24 protein-coding genes are annotated in these 24,485 nt (G+C 72.8%); 12 read left to right on the plus strand and 12 right to left on the minus strand.

Annotation, left to right across the window (positions count from 1 at the left end):
- Positions 1-367 precede the first annotated feature (367 nt).
- Entirely contained in the window at positions 368-1,168 is an 801-nt protein-coding gene (locus ACFWGZ_RS18140) for an ANTAR domain-containing response regulator (RefSeq protein WP_382452673.1), read from the plus strand.
- 32 nt (positions 1,169-1,200) lie between these two features.
- Here ACFWGZ_RS18140 and map read toward each other — a convergent pair whose 3' ends face one another.
- Entirely contained in the window at positions 1,201-1,986 is a 786-nt protein-coding gene (gene map, locus ACFWGZ_RS18145; RefSeq protein ID WP_382452674.1) for a type I methionyl aminopeptidase, read from the minus strand.
- Positions 1,987-2,191: 205 nt separating this feature from the next.
- Here map and ACFWGZ_RS18150 point away from each other — a divergent pair, with 205 nt between their 5' ends.
- Both ACFWGZ_RS18150 and ACFWGZ_RS18155 read left to right on the plus strand, forming a co-directional pair.
- Positions 2,192-3,364 (plus strand): serine/threonine-protein kinase, encoded by a 1,173-nt coding sequence (locus tag ACFWGZ_RS18150; protein ID WP_382452675.1) that lies wholly within the window; start codon positions 2,192-2,194, stop codon positions 3,362-3,364.
- A gap of 326 nt (positions 3,365-3,690) precedes the next feature.
- Entirely contained in the window at positions 3,691-4,770 is a 1,080-nt protein-coding gene (locus ACFWGZ_RS18155) for a threonine aldolase family protein (RefSeq protein ID WP_382452676.1), read from the plus strand.
- Here the strand turns inward: ACFWGZ_RS18155 and ACFWGZ_RS18160 are convergent.
- Entirely contained in the window at positions 4,767-5,495 is a 729-nt protein-coding gene (locus ACFWGZ_RS18160) for an SDR family NAD(P)-dependent oxidoreductase (RefSeq protein WP_382452677.1), read from the minus strand. The two genes, ACFWGZ_RS18155 and ACFWGZ_RS18160, sit on opposite strands and share 4 nt — an antisense overlap.
- 89 nt (positions 5,496-5,584) lie before the next feature.
- Between ACFWGZ_RS18160 and ACFWGZ_RS18165 the strand changes: the two genes are divergently transcribed.
- Entirely contained in the window at positions 5,585-6,178 is a 594-nt protein-coding gene (locus ACFWGZ_RS18165; RefSeq protein ID WP_382452678.1) for a TetR/AcrR family transcriptional regulator, read from the plus strand.
- 12 nt (positions 6,179-6,190) lie between these two features.
- Here the strand turns inward: ACFWGZ_RS18165 and ACFWGZ_RS18170 are convergent, their stop codons facing one another.
- Positions 6,191-6,520, minus strand: a complete 330-nt coding sequence (locus ACFWGZ_RS18170; protein WP_382452699.1) for a winged helix-turn-helix transcriptional regulator — start codon at positions 6,518-6,520, stop codon at positions 6,191-6,193.
- A gap of 145 nt (positions 6,521-6,665) precedes the next feature.
- Here ACFWGZ_RS18170 and ACFWGZ_RS18175 point away from each other — a divergent pair, with 145 nt between their 5' ends.
- The 4 genes from ACFWGZ_RS18175 to ACFWGZ_RS18190 all read left to right on the plus strand — a co-directional run bounded on the left by ACFWGZ_RS18175 (position 6,666) and on the right by ACFWGZ_RS18190 (position 9,372).
- Entirely contained in the window at positions 6,666-7,037 is a 372-nt protein-coding gene (locus ACFWGZ_RS18175; protein WP_382452679.1) for a DoxX family protein, read from the plus strand.
- A 292-nt stretch (positions 7,038-7,329) separates the two neighbouring features.
- Positions 7,330-7,698, plus strand: a complete 369-nt coding sequence (locus ACFWGZ_RS18180; RefSeq protein WP_382452701.1) for a hypothetical protein — start codon at positions 7,330-7,332, stop codon at positions 7,696-7,698.
- A gap of 20 nt (positions 7,699-7,718) precedes the next feature.
- Positions 7,719-8,123 carry an SRPBCC family protein gene (locus ACFWGZ_RS18185; protein ID WP_382452700.1) on the plus strand — a complete coding sequence of 135 codons (405 nt, stop codon included), beginning with the start codon at positions 7,719-7,721 and terminating at the stop codon, positions 8,121-8,123.
- A gap of 556 nt (positions 8,124-8,679) precedes the next feature.
- A complete protein-coding gene (locus ACFWGZ_RS18190) occupies positions 8,680-9,372 on the plus strand; it encodes a hypothetical protein (RefSeq protein WP_382452680.1) in 693 nt (230 codons plus the stop codon).
- 1 nt (position 9,373) lies between these two features.
- On the opposite strand, the gene ACFWGZ_RS18195 is transcribed toward ACFWGZ_RS18190, so the two are convergent.
- Complete coding sequence (locus ACFWGZ_RS18195) at positions 9,374-10,099, minus strand: GntR family transcriptional regulator (RefSeq protein WP_382452681.1); 726 nt, start codon at positions 10,097-10,099, stop codon at positions 9,374-9,376.
- 95 nt (positions 10,100-10,194) lie between these two features.
- Here ACFWGZ_RS18195 and ACFWGZ_RS18200 point away from each other — a divergent pair, with 95 nt between their 5' ends.
- From ACFWGZ_RS18200 to ACFWGZ_RS18210, 3 genes are read left to right on the plus strand one after another with little or no spacing between them, the layout of a single operon-like run.
- On the plus strand, positions 10,195-11,454 hold the full coding sequence (locus tag ACFWGZ_RS18200) for an MFS transporter (RefSeq protein ID WP_382452682.1): 1,260 nt from the start codon (positions 10,195-10,197) through the stop codon (positions 11,452-11,454).
- Positions 11,455-11,475: 21 nt separating this feature from the next.
- Positions 11,476-12,843 carry an acyclic terpene utilization AtuA family protein gene (locus tag ACFWGZ_RS18205; RefSeq protein WP_382452683.1) on the plus strand — a complete coding sequence of 456 codons (1,368 nt, stop codon included), beginning with the start codon at positions 11,476-11,478 and terminating at the stop codon, positions 12,841-12,843.
- Complete coding sequence (locus ACFWGZ_RS18210) at positions 12,836-13,159, plus strand: DUF4387 domain-containing protein (RefSeq protein WP_382452684.1); 324 nt, start codon at positions 12,836-12,838, stop codon at positions 13,157-13,159. The genes ACFWGZ_RS18205 and ACFWGZ_RS18210 overlap by 8 nt, the downstream gene beginning before the upstream one ends.
- Before the next feature lie 10 nt (positions 13,160-13,169).
- Here ACFWGZ_RS18210 and ACFWGZ_RS18215 read toward each other — a convergent pair whose 3' ends face one another.
- The 4 genes from ACFWGZ_RS18215 to ACFWGZ_RS18230 all read right to left on the minus strand — a co-directional run bounded on the left by ACFWGZ_RS18215 (position 13,170) and on the right by ACFWGZ_RS18230 (position 20,202).
- A complete protein-coding gene (locus ACFWGZ_RS18215) occupies positions 13,170-14,207 on the minus strand; it encodes a B12-binding domain-containing protein (RefSeq protein ID WP_382452685.1) in 1,038 nt (345 codons plus the stop codon).
- A 5-nt stretch (positions 14,208-14,212) separates the two neighbouring features.
- A complete protein-coding gene (locus tag ACFWGZ_RS18220) occupies positions 14,213-15,664 on the minus strand; it encodes a PP2C family protein-serine/threonine phosphatase (RefSeq protein ID WP_382452686.1) in 1,452 nt (483 codons plus the stop codon).
- A 69-nt stretch (positions 15,665-15,733) separates the two neighbouring features.
- Complete coding sequence (locus ACFWGZ_RS18225) at positions 15,734-18,133, minus strand: glycoside hydrolase family 32 protein (protein WP_382452687.1); 2,400 nt, start codon at positions 18,131-18,133, stop codon at positions 15,734-15,736.
- A gap of 83 nt (positions 18,134-18,216) precedes the next feature.
- Positions 18,217-20,202, minus strand: a complete 1,986-nt coding sequence (locus ACFWGZ_RS18230; RefSeq protein ID WP_382452688.1) for a 2Fe-2S iron-sulfur cluster-binding protein — start codon at positions 20,200-20,202, stop codon at positions 18,217-18,219.
- A gap of 55 nt (positions 20,203-20,257) precedes the next feature.
- Here ACFWGZ_RS18230 and ACFWGZ_RS18235 point away from each other — a divergent pair, with 55 nt between their 5' ends.
- Complete coding sequence (locus ACFWGZ_RS18235; RefSeq protein WP_382452689.1) at positions 20,258-20,872, plus strand: TetR/AcrR family transcriptional regulator; 615 nt, start codon at positions 20,258-20,260, stop codon at positions 20,870-20,872.
- 425 nt (positions 20,873-21,297) lie between these two features.
- Here the strand turns inward: ACFWGZ_RS18235 and ACFWGZ_RS18240 are convergent, their stop codons facing one another.
- The 4 genes from ACFWGZ_RS18240 to ACFWGZ_RS18255 all read right to left on the minus strand — a co-directional run bounded on the left by ACFWGZ_RS18240 (position 21,298) and on the right by ACFWGZ_RS18255 (position 24,477).
- A complete protein-coding gene (locus ACFWGZ_RS18240) occupies positions 21,298-22,326 on the minus strand; it encodes a hypothetical protein (RefSeq protein ID WP_382452690.1) in 1,029 nt (342 codons plus the stop codon).
- The gene (locus tag ACFWGZ_RS18245) at positions 22,316-22,801 is read right to left on the minus strand and encodes a hypothetical protein (RefSeq protein ID WP_382452691.1); all 486 of its coding nucleotides are present in this window, start codon (positions 22,799-22,801) and stop codon (positions 22,316-22,318) included. The genes ACFWGZ_RS18240 and ACFWGZ_RS18245 overlap by 11 nt, the downstream gene beginning before the upstream one ends.
- Positions 22,802-22,900: 99 nt before the next feature.
- A complete protein-coding gene (locus ACFWGZ_RS18250) occupies positions 22,901-23,848 on the minus strand; it encodes an SDR family NAD(P)-dependent oxidoreductase (RefSeq protein ID WP_382452692.1) in 948 nt (315 codons plus the stop codon).
- Between the two features lie 14 nt (positions 23,849-23,862).
- Positions 23,863-24,477: a TetR family transcriptional regulator gene (locus tag ACFWGZ_RS18255; RefSeq protein ID WP_382452693.1), complete on the minus strand. Its 615-nt coding sequence runs from the start codon at positions 24,475-24,477 to the stop codon at positions 23,863-23,865.
- Between the last annotated feature and the right edge of the window lie 8 nt (positions 24,478-24,485).

Here is a 24,485-nt window from a genome sequence, read left to right on the forward strand (position 1 = left end):
GGTTGCGGCAGCTGCCGCTCGACCCCCCGCTGGCCGTCGACGGGCACGTCGTGACCTCGCGCGCGACGCCCGAGGCGTGCGTCGCCTCCTACGTCGCCGCGTTCGCCGACTGGAACCTTGATCGCCTGGCTTGAACACGGTTGCGCCTGGGTATTGAAGGAGCGCCGTGCACGCGCGCGTGTACGCACTGGAAGACCCGCTTCGGCGGGCCGGCCGGCACCGGCGGGGGATGTTGAACACTCCAGCAACCTGTCGCCGGTGCCGGTTTTCACACCGGTTTCCGACCGCGCGGAGCGGGTCACGGGGGGCCGGTGGCTTTACTATGCGCTGTGCGAGCGTCAAGAAGTCGGCGCCGTGGACTCCACCGATGACTGAGGAGCACCGCGGTATGGCGGACTACGTGCAGGCAGGATCCGTTCGGTCGCTGGACGACGACCGGCCGGATCCGTTGGCACGCCTCGACGAGACCGCGGACGCGCTGTCCCACCTGCACGACGCGCTCACCGGTGAGGAGTCGCTCGACGACGCCCTGCAACGGGTCGCCGAGACGGCGGCGCGGGCGGTGCCCGACGCCGACGCGGTGACGGTGTCGGTGGTCACGTCGGAGCGGCCGCGCACCGCCGCCGCCACGAACAGGGAACTGGTCGTGCTCGACGAGGCGCAGTACGCGGCGGGCCGCGGCCCGTGCCTCGAGTCCGCGACGCGGCTCATCCCGGTGCGCGCGGTGATCGGCGAGCACGTCGAGCTGTGGCCGGAGTTCGAGAAGGCGGCCAAGGACGCGCGTGTCCGCGCGTACCTGTCCGTGCCGGTGCTCCTGCCGCAGAACGACGACACCGACCCCCGGCACATCGGGTCGCTCAACGTCTACAGCTACACCGCCGCCGCCTTCGACCCGTTCGACGAGGGCCTCATGCGGCTGTTCACCACGGCCGCGTCCGCCACCATCACGAACGCCCAGCGCTGGGCGCACTCGCGCGGCCAGGTCCAGCACCTGGAGCGGGCCATCGAGTCGCGGGCGGTGATCGAGCAGGCCAAGGGCGTGCTGATGGCGGTGCACGCCTGCACCGCGGACGAGGCGTTCCGGATGCTGGTCGACCAGTCGCAGCGGGCGAACACGAAGCTCCGCGACGTGGCGTCGAGGCTGCTGGAGTCGGTCAAGAGCTCCTGACCGGACCCGCGTTTCCCTGGCACAGCGCGGAATCACCCCTGTACCACCTCGGACTCGCGCCGCGTCAGCACCACGGGCCCGTCGTCGGTGATGGCGACCGTGTGCTCGGAATGGGCGGTGCGCGACCCGTCGGCCGACCGGATGGTCCAGCCGTCCTCGTCGTAGACGATCCGGTCGGTGGTGCGGCAGAACCAGGGCTCCAGCGCGAGGGTCAGCCCGCTGCGCAACGTGAGCCCGCGCCCGGCCTTGCCCTTGTTGGACACGTGCACGTCCTCGTGCATGGTCCGCCCGATCCCGTGCCCGCCGAACTCCGTGCTCACCGGGTAGCCGTGCTCCCGGGCCACCGCCCAGACGGCGGCGGAGATGTCGCCGACCCGGTTGCCGGGCCGCGCGGCGGCGATCGCCGCCTCCAGCGCCTGCTCGGTGGCGCGGACGAGCCGCAGGTCCTCCTCGTCGGCGGTCCCGACGACGACCGTCCTCGCCGAGTCGGCGGCCCACCCGTCGATCGTGACGGCGAAGTCGGCGGACAGCACGTCGCCGTCGCGCAACGCGTAGTCGTGCGGCAGCCCGTGCAGCACCGCGTCGTTGACCGACAGGCAGATCACGTTGCGGAACGGGCCTTCCCCGAACGACGGCGCGTAGTCCCAGTAGCACGACACGGCCCCGCGCCGTTCGATCATGCCCCGCACGTGGTGCTCGATGTCGAGCAGGTTGACCCCCACGTCGGCGATCCGCCCGACCTCGGTGAGCACCTCGGCCACGAACCGCCCGGTCATGTGCATGCGCTCGATCTCCGCGGCCGACTTCAACTCGATCACGATCACTACCTCACCTCGAGAACCGGTATTTCTATACCGGCACCCTAAGGGAAGCGGTATAGAAATACCAGTCCCGTCGAAACCAGGCCATCGCGTGATCGAAACCTCCTTTCACCCCAAAGGCCGAAGATTGATGATCTTGGTCCGGGGGAACACGGAGATCAGCTGATCAACGACGGACCTGATCAACGACGGAGAGGCCACCATGCCCGCCCCAGACCTCGTGCTCGCCGACAGGTACGAGCTCGCCGACCTCCTCGGCACCGGCGGCATGGCCGAGGTCCGGCGGGCCTGGGACACCCGCCTGCACCGCCACGTCGCGGTCAAGCTGTTCCAGGCCGGGACCGAGCTGTCCCACGAGCGCCGGTTCGACAACGAGATCAAGACGCTCGCCTCGCTCTCGCACCCGCGCCTGGTCCAGGTGCACGACGCCGGCACCAGCGAGGGCAAGCCGTTCGTCGTCCTCCAGCTCGTCGACGGGTGCACGTTGCGCCACAAGGTGGTCGAGGGGCCCCTCGACGTCGAGGAAGTGAAGCGGATCGGCGCCGACCTCGCCGACGCGCTCGCGTATGTGCACGCGATGGGCGTCGTGCACCGCGACGTGAAGCCGTCGAACGTGCTGCTCGACCACGAGGGCAACACCCACCTCGCCGACTTCGGCCTGGCCAGGGTGATCGACACGACCCGGCTGACGCGGCCGGACCAGGTCGTCGGCACCGCGGCCTACCTCTCGCCCGAGCAGGTGCGGGGCGAGGAGCTCACCGGCGCGGTGGACGTCTACGCGCTCGGCCTGGTGCTGCTCGAATGCCTCACCGGGCACCGCGAGTACCAGGGCAGCGAGATCGAGGCCGCGGTCGCGCGGCTGCACCGCCGGCCCGCCATCCCCGCCGAACTGCCGCCGAACCTGCGCCGCCTGCTCACCGCGATGACGTCGCTGTCGGCGCGCCGCCGCCCGTCCGCGGCCGAGTGCGCGCGGGCGCTGCGCGAGCCGGACGAGCCGCCCACGCAGATCGTCGCGGCGCTGCGCCGGCGGCGTGCGGCCGCGGGCCCGCTCGTCGTGGCGGCCTTCGCCGCGGTCGGCATCGCCGCCGTCGTGCTGCCCTCGCCGCCGCCCGCCGAGTCGGCGCCGGCCCCGAGCACGTCCGCCGTCACCGAGACGCCCGTCCCGGTCGCGAACTCGCCTCAGCCGCAGGCGGAGACGCACACCCAGACGCAGGTCCAGGTGCAGGTGGAGACGCAGGTGGTCACCGTTCCCGTCGAGGCCCTGAAGAAGGCCGACGACAAGCCGCAGCCCGAGATCGCGAAGCCGAAGGAGCCCGCCAAGGGGCCGGGACCCGGGAAGGGACCGGAGCAGGGCAAGGGGCCTCACGGACGCTGACCCGCGGCAGTTCGGCAAGACCGGCCCGCAGGATCCGCCGGACCGCGTCGCGCCGCCGCAGGCCCCACGCGACCAGCAGCCGTTCCAGCACCAGCGTGCTCCCGAAGCAGGCCACCGCCACCACGACGGGCCACGCGACGTGCTCGGAAGCCGCGAGCGCGCTGTGCACGACCGCGATGGTCAGGAACAGCACCGCCAGGCACCGAACCTGAACTCGCGCTTCCCACTCGACCTGTACTGCCCGTCGCCCCATGCACACCAGATCGTGACGATCACTCACATCGTTACCGAGGCTAAGAACAGGACGGGCCCGTCCGGTCACCGTCGTGACCGGACGGATACTGGCCGGCATGACGATCCACGACCCCGGCCGCCGGGAGTTCGCGAGCGACAACTACGCGGGTGTGCTGCCCGAGGCGATGGCCGCGATCGCCGCCGCGAACGGCGGTCACCAGCCCTCCTACGGCGCCGACGTCTACACCGCCCGGCTGCGGGAGGTCGTGCGCGAGCACTTCGGCGAGCGCGCCGAGGTGTTCCCCGTGTTCAACGGCACGGGTGCCAACGTGCTGGCGCTGACGAGCGTCCTGCCGCGCTGGGGTGCCGTCGTGGCGGCGTCGACCGCGCACGTCCACGTCGACGAGGGCGGCGCGCCGGAGCGGATGACCGGGTTGAAGCTGCTGACCGTGCCGAGCGGGGACGGCAAGCTGACCACGGACCTCGTCGCGCGCGAGGCGTGGGGCTGGGGCGACGAGCACCGCGCCCAGCCGCTGGCCGTGACGATCTCCCAGACCACCGAGTCGGGCACGCTCTACACGCCGGACGAGATCCGGGCGCTGGCCGGCTTCGCCCACGAGCGCGGGATGGCCCTGCACGTGGACGGGTCGCGGCTGTGGAACGCGGCCGCCGCACTGGGCGTGCCGTTCCGCGAGTTCACCACCGGCGCGGGCGTGGACGTCCTCAGCCTCGGCGGCACCAAGGCCGGCCTGCTCGGCGCGGAGGCCGTCGTGGTGCTCGACCCGGACCGCACCACCGGTCTGCGGTACCTGCGCAAGGCCACCATGCAGCTCGCCAGCAAGATGCGGTTCGCCTCGGCGCAGCTGCTGTCGCTGTTCGAGGACGGTGTCGGCGTGCGCGCCGCCGCCCACGCCAACGCGATGGCCGCCCGCCTGCGCGCCGCGCTGGAGACCGAGCCGCCGCCCGGCCTCGCCTTCACCCAGGACACCGCCGCGAACGCCGTCTTCGCGACGGTGCCGCGCGAGGCCGCGGAGCGGATCCGCGCGCAGGTCCGCTTCCACGACTGGAACGCCGCCATGGGCGAGGTGCGCTGGATGACCTCGTGGGACACGACCGAGTCCGATGTGGACGAGTTCGCGGCCGTGGTCCGCGCGGAGCTCGCGAGAGGCTAGAACTGCTTCTCGCCGCCGTCGACGTGCAGGTTCTCGCCGAGGACGAAGCTGCTCTGGTCGGAGGCGAGGAACGCCACGACGTCCGCGACCTCCTCCGCCGTCCCGATCCGGCCGATCGGCACCTTCGCGGCGAAGCCCGCCCGCGCCTGGTCGGACAGGCTCTCGAACGCGGCGGTGCCGATCGTGCCGGGTGAGATGGCGTTCACCCGGACGCCCCGGTCCTTGAGCTCGTTGGCCCACGTGCGGACGTACGAGCGCAGCGCGGCCTTGGTCGCCGAGTAGGTGCCGAAGGCGGCCACGCCGTCGTCGCCGCGGACCGAGAGGTTCACGACCACCGCGCCGCCGTCGTTGAGCAGCGGCAACGCCTTCTGCACGGTGAACAGCGTGCCGCGCACGTTGACGCCGAAGATCTGGTCGAAGTGCTCCTCGGTGGTGTCCTCGAGCGTCGCGAACCCGCCGATGCCCGCGTTCGCGAACACCACGTCCACTCCCCTGCCCCTGGCGCGGACCGCGTCGTAGAGCCGGTCCAGGTCGGCGAGGTCCGCGACGTCGCCCCGCACGGCCGTGGCGTCGCCGATCAGCTCCACCGCCGCGTCCAGCTCGGCCTGCCGCCGGCCGGTGACGACCACGTGCGCGCCCTCCTTCGCGAAGCGCCGGGCCGCGGCGAGACCGATGCCGCTGCTGCCGCCGGTCACGACCACCGTCTTGCCCTCGAACTGAGCCACTGTCTCCTCCAAGACTTCGGTACCGATTGGTACTGAAGTCGACCGTAGCACTTCCGAACCGATCGGTACCGAAGAGGTAGGCTGACGGGGTGACGGCGATCGGCAGACCCCGGGGCTTCGACGCGGACGAGGCGTTGCAGGCCGCCATGCTCGTGTTCTGGCGCCAGGGCTACGAGGGCGCGAGCCTCGCCGACCTCACCGGCGCCATGGGCATCACCAAGACCAGCATGTACGCGGCGTTCGGCAACAAGGAGGAACTCTTCCGCAAGGCGCTGGCCCGCTACAGCGACGGCCCCGCCTCCTACGCGCTGCGGGCGGTCGAGCAGCCGACGGCGCGCGAGGTCGCGGCGGCGTTCCTCACCGGGTCGGTCAACACCACGACCCAGCCGGGCGGCCCGGCCGGGTGCCTGGGCGTGCAGGGGTCGCTGGCGGCGGGCGGGTCCGCCGAGCCCGCGCGGGAGATCCTCGCCGAGTGGCGCAACGACGGCCGCCGGCTGCTCGAGACGCGGTTCCGGCGCGCGGTCGACGAGGGCGACCTGCCGGCCGGGACGGACGCGGCGCGGCTCGCCCTGGTCGTCATGACCATCGGCTTCGGCATCGCGGTCCAGGCCGCGAGCGGAGTGGGCCGCGCCGACCTCCAGGGCATCGCCGACACGGCCCTGCGCCACTGGCCGCTCGTCTAGCGGCCGCGGGTGCTACGGGCGCGACCGGTTCGCGTTGATCTCGTCGCTGTGCTCGAGCGCCCACTCGGCGAGCGCGATCACCAGCGGCACCAGCGTCCTGCCGAGGCCGGTCACCGCGTACTCGACCCGCGGCGGCACCTCGGCGTAGGCGGTGCGGCTGACCAGGCCGTCCTCCACCAGGTGCCTCAACGTGAGCGTGAGCATGCGCTGCGAGACGCCGGAGACCCTCTTCTCCAGCTCCCCGAACCGCAGCGGCCCGTCCTGCAACGCGCCGACGACCAGCAGGCTCCACTTGTCGCCGATGCGGTCCAGCACCTCGCGGACGGCGCCACCGTCGTCCATCGGCGGCGGGCAGGACCGGCCGCGGGTGAACCCCGTCACAGCGCGGCCTCCTGTCGTGGACACATACATCCGTGTGCCTTTTGCGGCGACTCGTTCACGAACACATCATGAGGCTACTTACAACGAGTAAGCATTGGAGAGTTCGGTGAACATCGCACTGTGGGTCGTGCAGGGACTGCTGGCGGCGGTCTACCTGGCGGCCGGCGGCATGAAGGTCGCGCGGTCCCGTGAGCAGATGATCGCGTCCGGCCGCTTCGACTGGATGAAGGACGTGACCGACGGCGGCGTGAAGGCGATCGGCGCGGTCGAGGTCCTCGGCGCGCTCGGCCTCGTGCTGCCGTGGCTCACCGGCATCGCCCCCGTCCTGACGCCGATCGCCGCCGCCGGGCTGGTGGTCGTGCAGGTGCTCGCTGCCCGCGTGCACGTCAAGCACGGCGAGACGCAGTCGTTGCCCGTCAACGTGGTGCTGCTGCTCCTCGCCGCCTTCGTCGCCGTGGGCCGCTTCCTCGCCCTGTGAGCCGTCGCCGCACCGGGGTGACCGGCGGGTAGCGTTCAGCCCGTGGACCCTGTCGCGCTGCCGCTGCGCCCGCCGCGCGGGGAACGGGCCGACGCCGCGCGCAACCGAGCCCACCTGCTCGGCGTGGCCCGGCAGATGGTCGAGGAACTGGGCGTCGACAAGGTCACGATGGACGGCCTCGCCGACCGCGCCGGGCTCGGCAAGGGCACCGTCTTCCGCCGGTTCCGCACGCGGGCGGGCATCTTCTTCGCGCTCCTCGACGAGGAGGAGAAGCGGGCTCCAGGAACAGCTGATGAGCGGCCCGCCGCCGCTCGGTCCCGGTGCGCCGGCGGCCGAGCGGCTGGCCGCGTTCGGGCGGGCGCGGCTCGAGTTCCTCGTCGAGCACGCGGCCCTGGCCCGCGCCACCCTCGACCCCGGCCGCCCGGCGCCGATCGAGGACAGCCCGTCGCTGTTCCACGTGCGGATGCTGCTGAACGAGGCGGTGCCGGAGGCCGCGAGGAGCGGCGCGCTGGCGTTGCAGCTGGTCGCGGCCCTGGAGGGACCGGTCCTGCTCTACCTGCGGGCGCCGGGCGACTCGGGCACCGCGCCACATCCGGGAACCGTCGTCGACGACCTGGCCACGAGCTGGGAAGACCTGATCGGGCGGGTCTGCGGCCGGTGATTGCGGGTACCCCGCCTGGCATGGCGACCTACACGCACACGGCGGAAGCCGACATCCCGGCCGACACGCTCTTCGGCTTCCTGGCCGACCCGACGAACCTGCCGCGCTACTTCCCGCAGATGACGGCGGCCGAGCCCGAGGGCGGTGAGCAGGTGCACGTCGAGGCCGAGGTGCACGGCCACCACGTCGAGGGCGAGGCCTGGGTGCGCCCGGACGAGACGCGGCGCACGCTCGAGTGGGGCGCCGAGGGCCCGGACGACTACCACGGCGAGCTGCAGGTCGAGGAGGTGGCGCCGGGCCGGTCGCGGATCACCGTGAGCCTGCACAGCGTGCGCGAGGCCTCGGGCGACGAGGTGCAGCGCGGCCTCGAGCAGACCGTCGCCGTGCTCACCCAGACGGCGGCGGCCGACGACCGCAGCAGCTGACGGGCGGCCGCTCTCGGCGGTGCTGGGAGCACGCCTGGTCCCGGCGAGGGCGGCGGCCCGGTTGCCGGGCGGGGCCCGCACGCCGGACGGCGGCTGGCTTGCCGGGCGGGGCTGGCTTGCCGGGCGGGGCTGGCTTGCCGGGTGGCGGCTCGCACGCCGGACGGCGGTTGGCTCGCCGGGTGACGGCTCGCACGCCGGACGGCGGTTGGCTCGCCGGGTGACGGCTCGCACGCCGGACGGCGGCTGGCTCGCCGGGTGGGGGCTCGTTCGCCAGACGGCGGCTGGCACGCCGTGATGGCGGCCCGTACGCCGGGCGGCGGCTTGCTCGCCAGGCAGTGGCTCGCACGCCGAGCAGCGGCTAGCTCGCCAGGTGGCGACCGCACGGCGAGCAGGGCTCGTTCGCCAGGCGAGCTGGCACGCCGGGCGGCGGCTGGCTCGCCGGGCGGCGGCTGGCTCGCCGGGCGGCGGCTCGCTCGCCGGGCGGGGGCTGGCCCCACCGCGGTGACACCGGCCCGCCCCAGTGATCATCGGGGCGCGCGCCGGTTGACTGGCGCGCATGTCCACGTTGTCCCGGCGTTCCGCTCTCCGCGGCGCCGCCCTGGCCGCTGCCACCACCACCGCCACTGCCGCCGCCTTCCGGCCCGCCACCGCCCAACCCGCCACCGCCCAACCCGCCACCGCCGCCGAGCCAGCCGCCGCCGAGCCAGCCGCCGCCCACCCCGCCACCGGCCCCCGCGGTGAGGAGGCTCGCGAGTCCTTCACCGTGCGCGACCACCGGGGCCGCCAGCGCCTGCTCGCCGACACCCGGCGCCCGCCCGTCCTCCTGGGCGGCAGGGTGATCCCGGCCGAGGAGCGGCAGGGTCCCGAGCACGGCACCTACCTGATCTTCAACGACGAGAACGGCGACGAGCGCGGTGGTGTCGTGGCCGGGGCCGCGCAGGCCAGCTTCTCGCTCGACTACGTCAACGCGCAGGCCATCACCCTCGGCGCGCAGTGGCAGGGGCAGCACGGGGCGACGGCGTTGTTCTTCAAGCAGATGCCCGACCCGTCGCTGCCCGTCGAGCAGACGCCGCCGATGCCGACCAGGGTCGAGCTGGTGTGGTCGACCGCCGACGGCGCGGTGCTCGCGTTGAACGACTCGAAGGGACGGCCGCGGATCGTGCTCTCGGTGGACGCGCGGGACGTGCCGGGCATCCGCGTGCTCGACGAGAACGGCGCCGTGGTCGGCAGCCTGCCGCTGGACGGCTGACTCAGCTCCGCGCGGGCGTGGTGCGGCGGGGTTCGCGGCGCAGGTCGTCGAGCCCCGCCTGCACGTCGTCGATCGCCAGCTGTTCCGCGGTCGCCGCGTCGCCCGCCCGCAGCGCCCGCACGAGCGCGCGGTGCGTGGCGTAGCGCTCCAGGTTGCGCTCGTGGTTCGCGAGGACGCGTTCGAGGGTCCTGCTCCTGCGCTCCGCCCTGGTGAAGACCCTGGTCTGGTCGAGCAGCCGGACCAGCACGGTGTTGCCCGCGCACGCCGCCACCACGTCGTTGAAGCGCTGCATCACGTCGAGCAGCAGGTTCAGGTGCTTCTCGATCGGGCGGTCCTCGGCCTTGCGCTGCCTGATGACGATCAGCAGGTCGTCCGCCTCGTCCAGGACGGCGTCGAGGTGGTCGAGCTGGGCCGGGGTGGCGTGCCGCGCGGCGAACCGGGCGATCAGGCCGCGCAGCGCCACCTCGACCTCGGCCAGGTCCTCGACGGCGGTGGCGCCGATGTCGGCGACCACGACCGTGCGCGGGCCCGTCCGCTTGATCATGCCGTCCTGCTCCAGGCGGCGGATCGCCTCGCGGACCGGGGTCGGGCTCATCGACAGCCGCTCGGCCAGACCCCGTTCGGTGATCTTCTCGTTCGGTGCGAGCTCGCCCGCGGTGATCGCGTCCTGGACCGAGCGGTACGCCCGGCCGGCCAGCGTCTCGCGGGGATCGTCGTCGGCCGTCACGGTCCCCGATCCTACGTCAGCACGACAAGCTATTGCTTGACCATTTTGCTATAGCATTTTACGGTGAGGGCGCCCACAAGCCAACGGAGGCTTCTGTGTCCACCCTCGCCACGCCGGCGGACCGGCGCACCGCCCGGCGCATCACGTTCTACGTCGCGCTCGCCGTCTTCGCACAGGAAGCCACCTGGGACTTCTACGACGCCCAGGTGCCGCCCCTGCTGCGCGAGCACATCGCCAGCGCCGCGGTCGTCGGCCTGCTGATGGGCATGGACAACCTGCTCGGCATCTTCGTGCAGCCGTGGATCGCCAACCGCTCCGACAACACCCGCACCCGCTGGGGCCGCCGCATCCCCTACCTCGCGGTCGGCATGCCGCTCGCGGCGGTGCTGTTCACGCTGATCCCGCTAGCGACCGCGCTGCCGGCGCTGATCGCGGTGATCTTCGTGTACGCGCTGGCGGGCAACACCTTCAAGCCCATCGCCCAGGCGCTGCTGCCCGACTTCATCGAGCCGCAGCGGCGCGGCAGGGCGAACGCGTTCGTCAAGATCGCCTCCGGGCTCACCGTCCTCGTGTCCGCGCTCATCAGCGCGTTCCTGGTGGACGACCACCCGAAGCTGTCCTTCACCGTCCCGGCGGTGCTCATGCTCGTGGGCACGGCGGTGCTCGTCTGGCGGGTGCGGGACCGGGACTCGCGGGGCTACCAGGCCGCGCTCACCGAGGACGAGGGCGCCGGGGAGCAGACGACCCGGCTCCGCGACGTGCTCACCGAGGTGGTCCGCGACCGCGACCGCAGCCGGCTCCTGCTGGTCTGCACGGTCCTGCTGTTCGCCTGCGCCTGGTTCTCCTCGCGGGCGCTGTTCACCCCGTACGGCATGGAGACGCTCGGCCTGACCCGCGGCGAGGCGGGCTCGCTGACGTTCCCCAGCGGCATCGCGTTCCTGCTCGCCGCCTACCCCGCCGCGCTGCTCGCCGAACGCATCGGGCGCATCCGGACGATCACCATCGGCATGTCCGTCTTCGGGGTCTCGCTCGCCCTGGGCGGACTCGCGCCGAGCCCCACCACCACCGTGATCGCGTTCTGCGTCGGGGCCGCCGGCGCGGCCGGGTTCGTGATCAACGCCGCCGTCGTGCTGTGGAACCTCGCGCCGTCGTCCCGCGTGATCGGCGTCTACACGACGCTCTACACGGTGAGCTGGGCGATCGGCGGGTTCCTCGGCCCCGGCCTGGTCGGCGCGATGGTCGACGTCACCGGGTGGCGGTTCATGCTCCTCGACATCGCCCTGCTCTGCGCGCTCGCCGTCGCGGTGGTGCTGCGGGTCGCCGTCGTCCACCGCCGCCACGCCACCTCTTTCTAGCACTCCGAAGGGAAACCGCTCATGAAAGCCGTCCGCGTGCTGTCGCCCACGGGCATGCTCGGAGCCGGGTTCACGCAGTCCTCCGTGGACCGCGGGCTCGAACTCGGGGCCGACGTCATCTCCGTCGACGCCGGGTCGACCGACTCGGGCCCCCACTACCTCGGCTCGGGCACGCCCAAGACGACCGCGGCCGCCGTCAAGCGCGACCTGCGGGTGCTGCTGAAAGCCTCGGCCCTGGCCCGGATCCCGCTCGTCGTCGGCTCCTGCGGCACCAGCGGCACCGACTCCGGTGTCGAGTGGGTCGCGGGCCTCGTCGACGAGGTCCTGCTCGAGGAAGGCCTCGACCTGGCCGTCACCACCATCTTCAGCGAGCAGGACGCCGGCTTCGTCACCGAACGCCTCCGCGCCGGCGCCGTGCACCCGCTGGCCCCGGCGGGCGAGCTCGACGAGGCCACAGTGGACAGTTGCACGCACATCGTCGGCATGATGGGCCACGAACCGATCGAGGAAGCCCTGCGCGCGGGCGCCGACGTCGTGCTCGCGGGCCGGGCGACCGACACGGCCGTCGCCGCCGCGTTCCCGTTGCTGCACGGCATGCCGGCCGGGCCGACGTGGCACGCGGCGAAGATCGTCGAGTGCGGCGGGCAGTGCACGACCAACCCGCGCACCGGCGGCGTGCTCGCCACGATCGACCAGACCGGCTTCACCATCGAACCGCTCGACCCCGACGCCGCCTGCACGCCGATCTCCGTCGCCGCGCACATGCTCTACGAGACCGTGAACCCGTTCCGGATGCGCGAACCCGCGGGCGAACTCGACGTCACCGACGCCACCTACACCGCGCTCGACGACCGGCGCGTGCGCGTCGAGGGCTCGCGGTTCCACGCCGCCGGCCAGCACACGATCAAGCTGGAGGGCGCCAGGGTCACCGGCTACGAGACGATGTCGTTCACGGCCATCCGCGACGAGCACATTCTCGCCGACATCGAGGCCTGGACGACGTTCTTCGTGGAGGTCTTCACCGGCCGCGTCGCGCAGACGCTGGGCCTGGACGAGAGCCAGTACTCGTTCGACCTGCGCCGCTACGGCTACGACGCCGTGCTGGGCGACCTGGACCCGTCGACCGCCCCGCCGCGCGAGATCGGCGTGATGCTGCTGGTCCGCGCGGCCACCCAGGAGCTCGCGACGGCCGTGGCGAAGGTCGCGAACCCGCTGATGCTGCACCTGCCGACCCCGGACATGGCCTACCTGCCGAGCCTCGCGTTCGCGACCTCCCCCGCGGAGACCGAGCGCGGCGCCGTCTACGAGTTCGTGCTGCAGCACGTCGTCGACGCCACCCCCACCGAGATGTTCCGCACCGACCACCGGAAGGCGCCCACCCATGGCTGAGCCGACGTTCGCAGACCTCGCGCTGGAGGTCCGGTCCAAGAACGCGGGACCGTTCTGGGTGACGATGGAGCTGTTCCTGCGCGACGAGGCGGGGTACGCGCTGGCCGCCGCGCCCGAGGTCCTCGACGAGGCCGTCGTCGCGCGGCTCTACGGCGTGCGGGCCGAGGACGTGCAGATCTTCCGCATCCCGTCGCTGAACGTCGTCAAGATCTCGTTCCCGCGGCCGGTGCCGCAGGCCGGGCTGCGGGACCGCGACGTGCACGCCGGGCAGCACCACGTGCCGCTGGCGGCGCTGCCGGCGGTGCTGCCGGGCTGAGCGGGACCCGCTACCGGGCCGACTCGATCATCCGCCGGGCCCGCGGGAAGTCCCGCAGCTCGGCGGCGAGCAGGTCGAGCGTCGGCCCGAGCACCCGCGCGGGCACGCTGCGCGCCACCAGCACGTCGCCGGTCCACGAGATGAACGACCGGAACAGCTCGTCGTCGTCGACGTAGAGCGCCGTCCCCAGGAACTCGACGATGTGCTTGAGGTCCTCGGCGGTGTGCTGGCGCTGCTGGTCGTCGTAGTCCGCCATCGCCGGCACGCGTTCCTCCAGCGCCCGGTACACCGAGCGCACGAGGGTGGGCGTGCTGCGGGTGACCAGCGTGTACTCCTGGTCGACCAGGTGCGGCAGGTCGTCGACCGGCTGGTGCGGCGTGCCCGGTGCCGGCAGGCGCGACTCGACGAGCATGTCGGCGGCCTGGCGGGCGTCGGCGGCCCACGCGTTGGCGCCGAAGCGGCGCGCGTACTTGCCGCCCTCGCCGAAGGCCGCGCCGCCCACCATCACCGGCACGCCCGCGGCCTGGCAGGCGGTCATCGTGGCGTGCGCGACGGGCAGGCGCGTGGCGATCGAGCTGGACAGCGCGACCACGTCCGGGCCGGTGCGGTGCAGGTGGGTGATCAGGTGCGGGGTCGGCACCTGGGCGCCCAGGTAGTCGACGCGGAACCCGCGCAGCGCCAGCACCTCGGCGAGCAGGCGGGCGGGCAGCGCGTGCCACTCGCCGTCGACGCACGCGACCGTCACGCGGCCGTGCTTCGGCGGCTCGTACGGGCGGGTGACCGACAACGCCGACACGGCGCGGTCGTTGATCGCGGTGATCGCGTGCTCCTGGGCGACGCTGATCCGGTTCTCCGCCCACTCCGCGCCGACGCGGCGTTGCACGGCGCCGACGACGTCGAGCAGCGCGACCTCGTAGCCGTCCTGCTCGGCGGCCTTCAGGACGACGTCGGTGGCCCGGCGCTCGTCGCCGTCGAGCGCCGCCTCCCACAGGTCGTCCGCGGCGTCGCCGGCGACAGCGGTGGCCGGGGTGAGGGCCGTCTCCGGCACGGGGCTCACCTCCGGCGCGGCGCCGTGATCGCGACAACCGCCATGTCGTCGTGCGTCCCGTCGCCGATCCACTGCGACGCCAGCATGTGCACGTGCTCGGCCAGCGCCTCGGCGGGCATGCCGCCGCACTCGCGCAGCGCGCGCAGCAGCCGCTCCTCGCCGAACTCCTCGTCGCCCAGCGGACCGCCGACGGCCTCGGTGATGCCGTCGGTGTGCAGCAGGCACGAGTCGCCGGAGGCGAGCACGACCTCGTCGCTCGTCGTGATGATCTCGGGCAGGATGCCGACCAGCGTGCCGCGCGTCTTCGCGACCTCGACCTCGCCGTTCGCCCGCACGATGACGGCCGGCGGGTGCCCGCCGGAGGTGAGCTCGACGTGCAGGCCCTCGCCGCGCGGGGTGACGGTCGCGATGACGACGGTGATGAACCGCGTGCGGTCGGAGGTGAGCAGCGCCTGGTTCAGCGAGCGCAGCATCTGGTCGTGGTCGGCGACCACAGGCAGCAGAGCGTGCACCGTCGTGCGGACCCGTCCGGTCTGCACCGCGGCGTCGAGGCCCTTGCCGCACACGTCGCCGAGCACGACGAACAGCTCACCGTTCTCGCGCTCGTGCACGTCGTAGAAGTCACCGCCGACGCGTTCGGTCTCCTGCGCGGCCCGGTAGCGGCCCGCGAGGTCGACGGCGTCGTAGCGGCGCAGCATCGGCGGCAGGAGGTCCCTGGTCAGGCGCTCGGTGATGGCCGCCTGCTGGGTGAAGAGCCACGCCGCGGACATCGCGACGCCGGCGCGGGAGGCGAACAGCCGCGCGAACGACTCCTCGTCCTCGGCGAAGGCCTGGTCGCGGCGCATGAGGATCAGCGCGCCCGCGGGCACCCCGTGCCCCGGCAGCGGCGTGACCACGATCGACGTCACGTCCCGTGCCATCCACCCCGGCGCGGCGGCCGGGTCGATCCAGCGCGACGGCACCGGCGGGAAGCCCTTGAGCGCCTCGCTCAGGCCCACGACCTCGTCCACGTCGATGCGCAGCAGCTCGTGGGTCGGTTCCTCACCCCTGCGGCACCGCGTGACGGCGTGGCCCTCGGTGGTGCCGGGCGCGATCACCAGCACCTCGTCCGCGAGGTGGGTGGAGGCGAGCTCGGCGACGACGCTCATGCACCGCTCGGGGTTGAGCGACGTCATCAGCGCGGTCGACATCTGCGTGAGCAGTTCGGCGCGGTGGCGCTGCAGGCGGAGGTCGGTGTCGTCCAGCAGCCACCAGGTGACCTCACCGCTCGCGTGGTCCACCCGGTGAGCGGCATAGCTGCGCTCCGAGATGAGCACGGACTCCCCGTGCTGCCACCTCGGCTCGACGTCTGCTGGCAACAACTCCTTCGCCGCGTCGTTCATGCTGTGGACGACCCCGGCGGCGTCGACGACGACGGCGGGGCACGGCGAACGCAGCCAGCTTTGCACTGCGACCATGACCCGATTGTTCCATCCGCACTGGATCAAGAACAATGTTTGAGAAGGTGTGGCGGCGGGTAGTGACCGTCAGGTCACCCTGAGATGTTGAATCGTCGCGGTCGCGGAACAGGCGTTCAAGCCGAAGTAGCCGCTGCTGAACGTCGTGTCGACGACGTCCACCACCGGTGAGCTGCCTTGATCGAGCCAGACCTGGATGCGGGGCCCGGTGGCGCGCACCTTCAGGTGGTAGGTCCGTCCCGGGACGATCGGTGTGACGTACGTCGCCATATCGGTGCCGGGGCGCCACAGCTTCACCACCCCGCTCGTGTCGATGTTCGCCGTGTAGCCGGCACCTCCGGCCGTGGCGCGGAAGGTCAAGCCCGCCGCGACGCCGTTCAGCACGGCGAGATCGCCCTCGTAGACGAAGTCCGACCCGGCGCGGTCGCTGAGGTGGAACGCGTCGCCGGACGCGTTGGCGCGCAACGATTCCGGCGTCGTGGTCCAGGTCCCGGCGGTCGAGGTCCACGGTCCCGACGGGAACGCGTCGAAGCCGCCGGGGCCGGTGTTCAGGTTCTGCACGGTCGCCGTGCCGCGGAAGGCGTTCGCGCCGAACCGCCCGGAGGCGTACGCGGTGTCGGTGGCGTCGATGACCGGCGTGGTGCCGTGGTTGAGCCACACCTGGATGCGCGAGCCGGTCGTCTGCACCTTCAGGTGGTACGTGCGGCCTCGCACGACCGGCGTGGCGAACGTCGCGATGTCACGGCCGGGACGCCACAGCTTCACCACGCCGCTCGCGTCGATGTTCGCCGTGTAGCCCGTTCCCTCGGGCGTGGCGCGGAACGTCAGCCCGGCGGCCTGGGCCGTGTCGAGGCGCAGGTCGCCCTGGTACACCGCGTCGGCGCCGGTGGTGGCGCTCAGGTAGAACGCGTCCCCGGTCGTCTGCGCCTGCTTGCCGCCCGCCACGTCGGTCCACGAGCCGGCGGGAGCGCTCCACGGGCCGGCGAGGTTGCTGTCCATCGTGGACTGAGCGGTGCCCCAGCTCGTGCTCAGCCGCGTGAACCTCGCCTCCTTCAGCCTGACCTGGCCGCCGGTGGCGAAGAGCCGGATGCCCTGGCTGACGGCGGCGGAGTCGAAGTTCACGTTGTCCGCCACCGAGAACACGCCGTCGCCGCCGAAGACCTCCAGCTGCCCGCGGTCCACCAGCAGGCGCACGCTCACCTCGTCCCCGGTGACCTCGAACGGCTTGCCGTACAACGTGCGCGCGGCGCGGTCGTAGACCACCGTGCGGTCGGCGGTGCCGTCGGAGCGGCTGTGCAGGGCGAACCCGAACTGCTGCGCGGTCGCGCCGCGCAGGTCGAACTTCGCGGTGATCTCGTAGGTGTCGGCGAGGATCCCGGAGAGCGGGTTGTTCGTGGCGGTCACGGTGGTGCCGCGCCAGGTGCGGGTGTCGGCGCGCAGCGAGTCGAGCTCGGCCACCGGCGTCCGCGTCACCTCCGGCCCGTCCGAGGAGGCGACCAGGCCGAGCGCCACCGGGAAGGTGGCGTTGCCGGTCCAGCTGCTCCCCCGGTTGCCGCCCTGCCAGGCCATCTGGACCACGCGGCCGTCCGGGACGTTGTCGAACGACTCGGCGGCGTAGAACGACCCGCCCGCGTAGGTCGTGCCGAGGTTCATCTTCTTGGGCTGCGGCCGATCGGTGCGGAACACCTCGCCGTCGAACGTCCCCACGACGTACTCGCCGGTCGCCGAGGTGAGCACCCACCGCGGGCTGCCGTCGAGCGGCAGCACGTACAGGTCGGGGCACTCGAAGAGCCAGTCGGCCGCGTACCGGCTGGCGAACGTCCACTCCAGCAGGTTCGGCGAGGTGTAGAGGTCGACGCCGTTGCCGCCGGCGTTCGACCACACGACCATGACCCACTGCCGGCGGGCGGCGTCCCAGACGACGTTGGGGTCGCGGCTGTCCTTCGGGATCTCGATCTGCTTGCGCCCCTGGTCGTACGCCTGGAACGTGCGCCCGTTGTCGTTGCTGTAGAAGATGCTGACGCCATCGGTGCCGGAGTAGACGATGATCGGGTCGAGCGGCCCGGTCTTGAGCCCCGACGCGTTGGTCGTGTCGACGACGCCGCCGCCGGAGAACAACGTGCCGGGGTGCACGCCGGGTTCGAGCGCGATCGGCTTCTGCGTCCAGTGCACCAGGTCGGGGCTCGTGGCGTGGCCCCAGTGCATCGTGTCCCACTCCAGGCCGTGCGGGTTGTGCTGGTAGAAGAAGTGGTAGAGGCCGTTGGCGAACACCAGCCCGTTGGGGTCGTTCATCCACCCCGACCGCGAGCTGAAGTGGAACTGGCCGCGGAACGGCTCGGCGTAGGTCGTCGCCGGGTAGGGGAACTCCGGGTAGTCCGGCACCGTGCCCGCGCGTGCGGGACCTCCCGGCACGAGCAGGGCCAGGGCAGTGACCAGCACGATGAGCACCGCGCGAGTTCGGCGTCCCACGAGACCTCCCCGACAACGTTGTCGAAGGCCCCACCGTGGCGCAGTTCCCAGTTGAGATGTAGCCGCTCTCCGGGTGAGAGCGTTCACACCTCGAGGGTGACCTCGCTCAGCGGCGCGCTGGTGCACGTGCGCACCAGGCCGCCGGGCTCCTCCCGGGTCACCCGGCCCGAGCGCAGCCTCACCACGCAGTCGCCGCAGCTGCCGACCGTGCACGAGTACGGCAGCGGCAGACCGGCGGCGAGCCCGGCGTCGAGCAGCGTCTGGCCCGGTTCGACGACCGCGGTGCCGACGGGTTCGCCGTCGCTCTCGACGACCAGCCGTTGCGGCGTGGTGGACGTCGTCGCGGCCGGAACGGTGGTGTAGCGCTCGGCGTGGACGCGGTCCGCCGGGACCCCGAGCGCGTCCAGCGCCCGCCGGGCGGTGTCCACGAGCGGTTCCGGCCCGCAGAGGTAGAACCGCGCGCCGGTCAGGTCCTCCGCCCAGGCGCGGATCCCGCCGGCGTCGAGCCGCCCGTCGCGCGCGGTCAGCACGTGGGTGACGGTGAGCCGGTCGGGGTGGCGCTTCCCGAGGCGCTCCAGCTCGGCCTCGAAGATCGTGTCCTCGACGGTGCGGTTGCTGTAGAGCAGGGCGATCCGGTGGCCGCCGGGCTCCGCGAGCGCCGCCCGGATCATGCTCATCACCGGCGTGACACCGCTGCCCGCCGCGACCATCGCGACGTCGCAGCCGGGTTCGAGGTGGAACGCGCCGGACGGCCCGCGCACGGCCACCCGGTCGCCCGCCGCGAGCGAGTGCACGTGGGCGGAGAACCGGCCGGCCCGCTTGACCGTGAGCTCCAGGCGGCGGCCCGGCGCCGACGACGCCGAGTAGGGCCTGCGCAGGTCGTCGCTCACCAGCGTGAAGAACTGGCCGGGCCGGAAGTCGAACGGGTCGCCGTCCTCCAGCACCAGCGTGACGGTGTCCGCGGTCTCCCGGCGCACCTCGGTCACGCGCACCTCGCGCAGCGGTTCCTCCCGTGTGAGGCGGGGTCTCGTCGTGAGCTCGTAGCCCTCCTTGCGCAGGCCCGAGCGGTAGGCGACGGTCATGACCGCCCGCAGCCACGTAGGCGGGACGAGGTTCCCGGCCTTCGCGAGGAGCCCGGAGAGCCCCTTCTTCGGGAGGTTCGCGGCGAGGTGGCGGCCGGCCAGCGCCATCAGGTCCGGCACGTCGGCCGGCGCGGAGGTCCACAGCCGCGACCGCGTCACGGCGGCGCTCGTGGTCAGCTCGGCCGCCTCCACGTCCACCACGATCGCGGCGTGCGGCGCGATCCCCCGCAGCGACAGCGGTTCCAGCACTGCCGGGTCGACGGTGACCGCTCCCCTGCCGCGCACGTGCAGGACGCCCGTGCGGCCGGGCACGAGCGCGGCCAGCGAGAGCCGGTCGTCCTGCACGAGGTTGTGCAGCGAGTCGGTCCGCTTGTTGCCCTTGCGGTCCGCGATCACGAGCGTGCGGTCGTCCAGGATCCGCGCGACCTGCCCCTGGTCGCCGCGGGGACTGGTGTCACTGCCGCCGTGACCGTCCCAGGTGGACAGTGCCAGGAACGGCGCCCCGGCCAGGAAGTCCGCGATCCCCGGCCGGGCGAGCGGCCCGTCCCCGGTGACGGCGGCGGCGGGCGGGGCGGCGACGGGCGGCTGCCACAGCCCGGACCGCAGCACGGCCTGGGCGCAGTGCACGTACACCTCCCCGACCTCGAAGGCGTGCCGCCGCACGACCCCGTTGACCCGCAACGTCTCCCCCACGCCCGGCAGCAGGAACACGAGCGAGGCCGGTCCCTCGGCGGTCTCGTCCATCTCGAACGAGATGCGCGACGGCGAGTGCACCCGCGCGAACCCGGGCCTGCCGCCCACGAACGTCGTCCTGCTCGTGCCCCGTGCGTCGCGGTGGCCGAAGCCCGCGACGGGACTGCGCGCCAGCAGCTCCACGCACCCGGCGTCGAGCGCGGCGAGCTGCTTCAGCATGATCAGCGACGCCGGCGCGCCCACCACCCCCTCGATCTCGGACGCGGTGGAAAGTCGGTTGTTTTCCCAGCTCATGACACTATTATGAGCTTTTGCTCAGATCTCCGGTACTCGCTTTTGGAAGGACTCCATGCCGTCGGCAGGCCGCCCCGCAGCACCACGTCGCAAGCCCCGCCAGGTCCGCGCGGAGCTCACCCGCGACCGCATCCTCACCGCCGCTGCTCACGTTTTCACCGAGCACGGCTACGCCGCGGGCACCACCAACCGCATCGCCGAGCAGGCCCGCGTCTCGATCGGCTCGCTGTACCAGTACTTCCCGAACAAGGACGCGATCCTGGCCGAGCTCATGGTGCGGCACATCGACCGCGGCGCCTGGCGCCGGGCCGAGGACCTCGACCTCTCGCCCGGCACCCTGGAGGCGGTGGTGCGCGCCCTGGTCCGCGACGCCGTCGACAACCACCGCGACGACCCGCGCCTGCTGCGGATCATGATCGAGGAGGGCCAGCTCTCCGACGAGCTGCGCGCCACGATCACCCGCCACGGCGAGCAGCGCGTGGCGGAGGTGCGCGACCTGTTCGCCCGCCACCCGGACGTCCGCGTGCGCGACCTCGCCGCGGCGGCCGAGCTGGTCGTGTTCACCGTGGAGATCAACACGCACCGGCTGGCGGCGTTCCCGCAGGGGCTCGCGCTCGAGACGGTGGAGAGCGAACTGGTGGACATGGTGACCCGGTACCTGCGCGGCTGATGCCGGTCCCCCGGCTCCCGGCCTGTCAGCGCAGCCGGTACCCGGCCCCGCGACCAGCCCCCGCACCCGCGCGGCCGTCTGCTCCGCGTCGAGACCACCGCTGTCGGCCACGTGCCGTTCCAGCTCCCCCAGCCGGCAGAACGCGCCGCGCAGACCGGTGATCGCGTCGACGTTCTCCCACTCGCCGACGCGTCCCCGCGCCCTGGCCGGCGTGGTCTCGAGGTCGGGCCGGAGCACCACGGACGACACCGGGAGGCCGGGCTCCCGGAACGGGGCCAGGAACCACGGTCCGATGACGCCGTCCACCACCACGACATAGCCGCCGCTGGCGGGCCTGCCAGGACGAGCACTTCTCCGGTCATGGCACCGAAAACCAGTCCCGCGCGCTCACGGGAACAAGCTGTTCTTCCCGGCGCGCGAGGACGTCACCGGTGCGCCCGGCGCTCCTCGCGGGCCTGCTCGATGCGGTCCTCCAGTTCGGCGTACCACTGCTCGCCCCGAGCGCCGCAGCTGTCGCGGATCTCGTGCTTGAGCTCGGCCGTGTCGGCGTTCAGGTCGCGGACGACGGTCAGGCCCTCCTCGACCTGGCCGCTCAGCTCGCCGTGCGACCGCGTCAGGTGGGCGGCCACGGCGTGCATCTCCGCGCGGGCCTGCCGGGCGGCGCGGCCCGGCACGACCATGCGGTGCGGCGCCAGGCGGGCGCGGCGGACCAGGTACGACATCGTGTGCAGCGAGGTCTGCGCGGACCGGTAGGCCAGGTGCGCGGTGTCGGCGCACTGGTAGGACTCGCGGTGGAAGACGCGCAGGGCGTGGAACTCGACGTCGGAGCGGCCGGACCGGGTCCGGGCCGCGGGATGGCCGGGCGGGCGGGTCCGCGCGGCGCGCAGCTTCGTCACCCGCGCCCGCACCTGCTCGGCCTGCCGGCGCACGCGGTCGTTCGCGGCGCGGACCTGCTTCAGCGCGCGGTCGGCCTCCGCCGCGGCGGCGCGGACCTCCTCGACCGTGACGCGCCGCGGCCTGCGGTCCCACAGCGCCATCACGATCAGCGCGCCGATGCCGGCCAGCGCCGTGACGACCAGCGGGCCCGTGCCGTCGTTGATGTCGTGCTCGCCCGGTTTGAGCTTGAGGAACGCGACCGCGTTCATCACGCCGAGCAGCGCGAGGCCCCTGGTGGCGAACCCCAGCCAGCGCCGCGGCCTGGGGGTGGACCAGCCGCGCAGCCGGCCGTGCCCGCGCAACGACATCCGCACCAGCAGCATGGCCAGCGGCAGCGACACGACCGAGGTCCACTGCCACGGGGCGACGTTGGCCACGCGTTCCGGTGTGCCGTTGACCATGATGTGCGCGGCGATGGCCGGGGCGACCAGCAGCATCGTCAGGGGCACGCCGAAGAACACGGCGATCAGCGAGAGCGCACACCCACCGCACCCGCCGTTGTCGCGCTTACTCGCCACGCCTGCGCTGCTTCCCGCGGCGGACGGGGTGGAGCGCCCGCGCCCCCGAGCCGTTCAGCACGTCGTCGATGACCTTCGCGACGCCGCCGGTGAGGTCGGCGTGGTGCTGCACGAGCGCGGTGGTGAAGTGCCGGGTCAGCTCGACGTACGCGCGCCGTTCGGCGGCCGGCAAGCCGGGCCGGACCGTCTCGCGCTGCATGGTCACCATGCACTCGCGCAGGGCGCCCGCGCTCACGTCCGCCCTGCTCACGTTCTGGCGCATCTGCCGCAACGACGCGCTGGACTCGCGGCGCCGCTGGTCCAGCACCGCGAACTCGATCCCCCTGCCGTCGGCGGCGCGCGTCTCGCGCAGCCGCGCCAGCTCGGCGTTCAGGGCGTACGACTCGGCGACGTGCCGGCCCGCCTCCCCCAAGGGGCTCAACGACTTCGCGATGCGCGAGACCGACTCGGTGAACTGCACGCGCTCGCCGGTCACACGGATCAAACCGTTCGACATGGCGGCTTAATCCGCCCCGCCGCACGCGGCGTTACAGCTTTCCCTTGCACCTCACCAAATCCACGCGAGGGGGCATGGTCAGTCCGGCAGTCCCGCCGCGGTCTTGCTGCGGGTCCAGAACTTCGTGACGTCGCCGGGCTTCTCCCGCGTGGACGGCAGGACGTGCGCCGGTCGTGCGCGCCGGTCGTGCCAGAACTGCCCGGGCCGCGGCGCGGGACTCGTGGCGGCCAGCCAGACGATCGTGTCGGCGCCCTCCGCGGGGGTGCGCAGGACGGCCTTGGTCAGGCGGTGGAAACCCGGCAGCGACCCGGCCACGCCCGGCGTGTCGGCCCAGCCGGGGTGCATGGCGTGCACCCCGATGCCGTCGGAGGCGTACCGCGCGGCCATCAACGGCGCGAGCGCGACCTGCATCCGTTTGGTGCGTGCGTACGCCGTGGCACCGCGGTACTCGCCCTCGCGGTATTCGAGGTCGTCGGCCTGCAGGCGTTGCGTGTACATGCCTCCGGAGGACACGAGGACCACGCGCGGATCAGGAGAGGCCGCGAGCAACGGCCGCAGCAGGTCCGTGAGCAGCAACGGGCCGAGGACGTGCGTGGCGAACGTCAGCTCGTGCCCCTCGGGCGTCTCCGTGCGCTGCTGCGGCAGCACCCCGGCGTTGTGCACCAGGACGTCGAGCCGGTCGTGCGCCTCTCGCATCTCCCGGGCGAAGCGGCGCACCGAGTCCGGGCCGGACAGGTCGCAGAGCCGGACCTCGACGACGGCACCGGGCACGGCGGCGACGATCTCGTCGCGTGCGGTGTCGCCCTTGGCCTGGTCGCGCACGACGAGGACCACGGCCGCGCCCAGCCGGGCGAGCCCCAGCGCGGTCGCCTGGCCGATCCCCGACCCCGCCCCGGTCACGACGGCGAGCCGGCCGCGCAGGGCGTCCGGCCGCGGGTCGCCGGCGGGCCAGGACCTGCGGCGCAGCCGGTAGCCCCACTTCGAGTAGCCCGGTGCCACGAGCCGGTCGGCGAGGGTGTCGAACACGTCGGTGCCTCCTGTCAGCCGTAGCGGAGGGGTTTCCGCGCGGGTGCCTCCAGCACGCGTGACGCGAGCCACGCGAGCCCGTCCGCGGTGCTCGCGGGGGTTCCGGACGGCTGGATCACGTGGCTGAGCACGGTGCGCGTGATCAGGTCGATCAGGACCCGCGCCCGCTCGTCGTCCAGCCCGGTCGGATAGGCGGCGACCCGCGCGGTGAGCACCCCCTCGACCTCGGCGAGCAACGTCCGGGCCTGCGTGGTGAGCAGCGGCACCAGTTCCGTGTCGGCACCGTGCGTCGCGGAGGCGATGGCGCGGACGAGCAGGTTGTCCCGCGCGAGCTCGAGGACGTCCCGGACGGCGTCGTGGACGGCCTCGACCAGGTCGTCGGCGTGGCGGTCGAACGCATCGCCGACGACCGCGAGGAACCGGCCCAGCTCGTGGGCCATCATGGCGTCGGCGAGCGCGTTCTTCGAGCCGATCTCGTTGTAGACGGTCTGGCGGCTCACGCCGACCTGCTCGGCGAGCCGGCCCATGGTGACGGCGGCCCAGCCGGTGCGGGCGGTCAGCTCGATCGCCGCCTCGATGATCGGCAGGCGGCGCTGACCACCTGCCGGAGCCGCCGCTGTCGCACCCATGCCGCGAT

The sequence above is a fragment of the Lentzea sp. NPDC060358 genome, assembly GCF_042725365.1.
GTDB lineage: Bacteria > Actinomycetota > Actinomycetes > Mycobacteriales > Pseudonocardiaceae > Lentzea.

What these genes read in the sequence shown, in the direction of transcription:
- ACFWGZ_RS18140 (WP_382452673.1), top strand. Translation starts at nt 368, where the DNA reads ATGACTGAGGAGCACCGCGGTATGGCGGACTACGTGCAGGCAGGATCC.
- ACFWGZ_RS18220 (WP_382452686.1), bottom strand. Translation starts at nt 15,664, where the DNA reads ATGGTCGCAGTGCAAAGCTGGCTGCGTTCGCCGTGCCCCGCCGTCGTC.
- ACFWGZ_RS18255 (WP_382452693.1), bottom strand. Translation starts at nt 24,477, where the DNA reads ATGGGTGCGACAGCGGCGGCTCCGGCAGGTGGTCAGCGCCGCCTGCCG.
- ACFWGZ_RS18210 (WP_382452684.1), top strand. Translation starts at nt 12,836, where the DNA reads ATGGCTGAGCCGACGTTCGCAGACCTCGCGCTGGAGGTCCGGTCCAAG.
- ACFWGZ_RS18170 (WP_382452699.1), bottom strand. Translation starts at nt 6,520, where the DNA reads ATGGACGACGGTGGCGCCGTCCGCGAGGTGCTGGACCGCATCGGCGAC.
- ACFWGZ_RS18230 (WP_382452688.1), bottom strand. Translation starts at nt 20,202, where the DNA reads ATGAGCTGGGAAAACAACCGACTTTCCACCGCGTCCGAGATCGAGGGG.
- ACFWGZ_RS18185 (WP_382452700.1), top strand. Translation starts at nt 7,719, where the DNA reads ATGGCGACCTACACGCACACGGCGGAAGCCGACATCCCGGCCGACACG.
- ACFWGZ_RS18235 (WP_382452689.1), top strand. Translation starts at nt 20,258, where the DNA reads ATGCCGTCGGCAGGCCGCCCCGCAGCACCACGTCGCAAGCCCCGCCAG.
- ACFWGZ_RS18205 (WP_382452683.1), top strand. Translation starts at nt 11,476, where the DNA reads ATGAAAGCCGTCCGCGTGCTGTCGCCCACGGGCATGCTCGGAGCCGGG.
- ACFWGZ_RS18190 (WP_382452680.1), top strand. Translation starts at nt 8,680, where the DNA reads ATGTCCACGTTGTCCCGGCGTTCCGCTCTCCGCGGCGCCGCCCTGGCC.
- ACFWGZ_RS18180 (WP_382452701.1), top strand. Translation starts at nt 7,330, where the DNA reads ATGAGCGGCCCGCCGCCGCTCGGTCCCGGTGCGCCGGCGGCCGAGCGG.
- ACFWGZ_RS18150 (WP_382452675.1), top strand. Translation starts at nt 2,192, where the DNA reads ATGCCCGCCCCAGACCTCGTGCTCGCCGACAGGTACGAGCTCGCCGAC.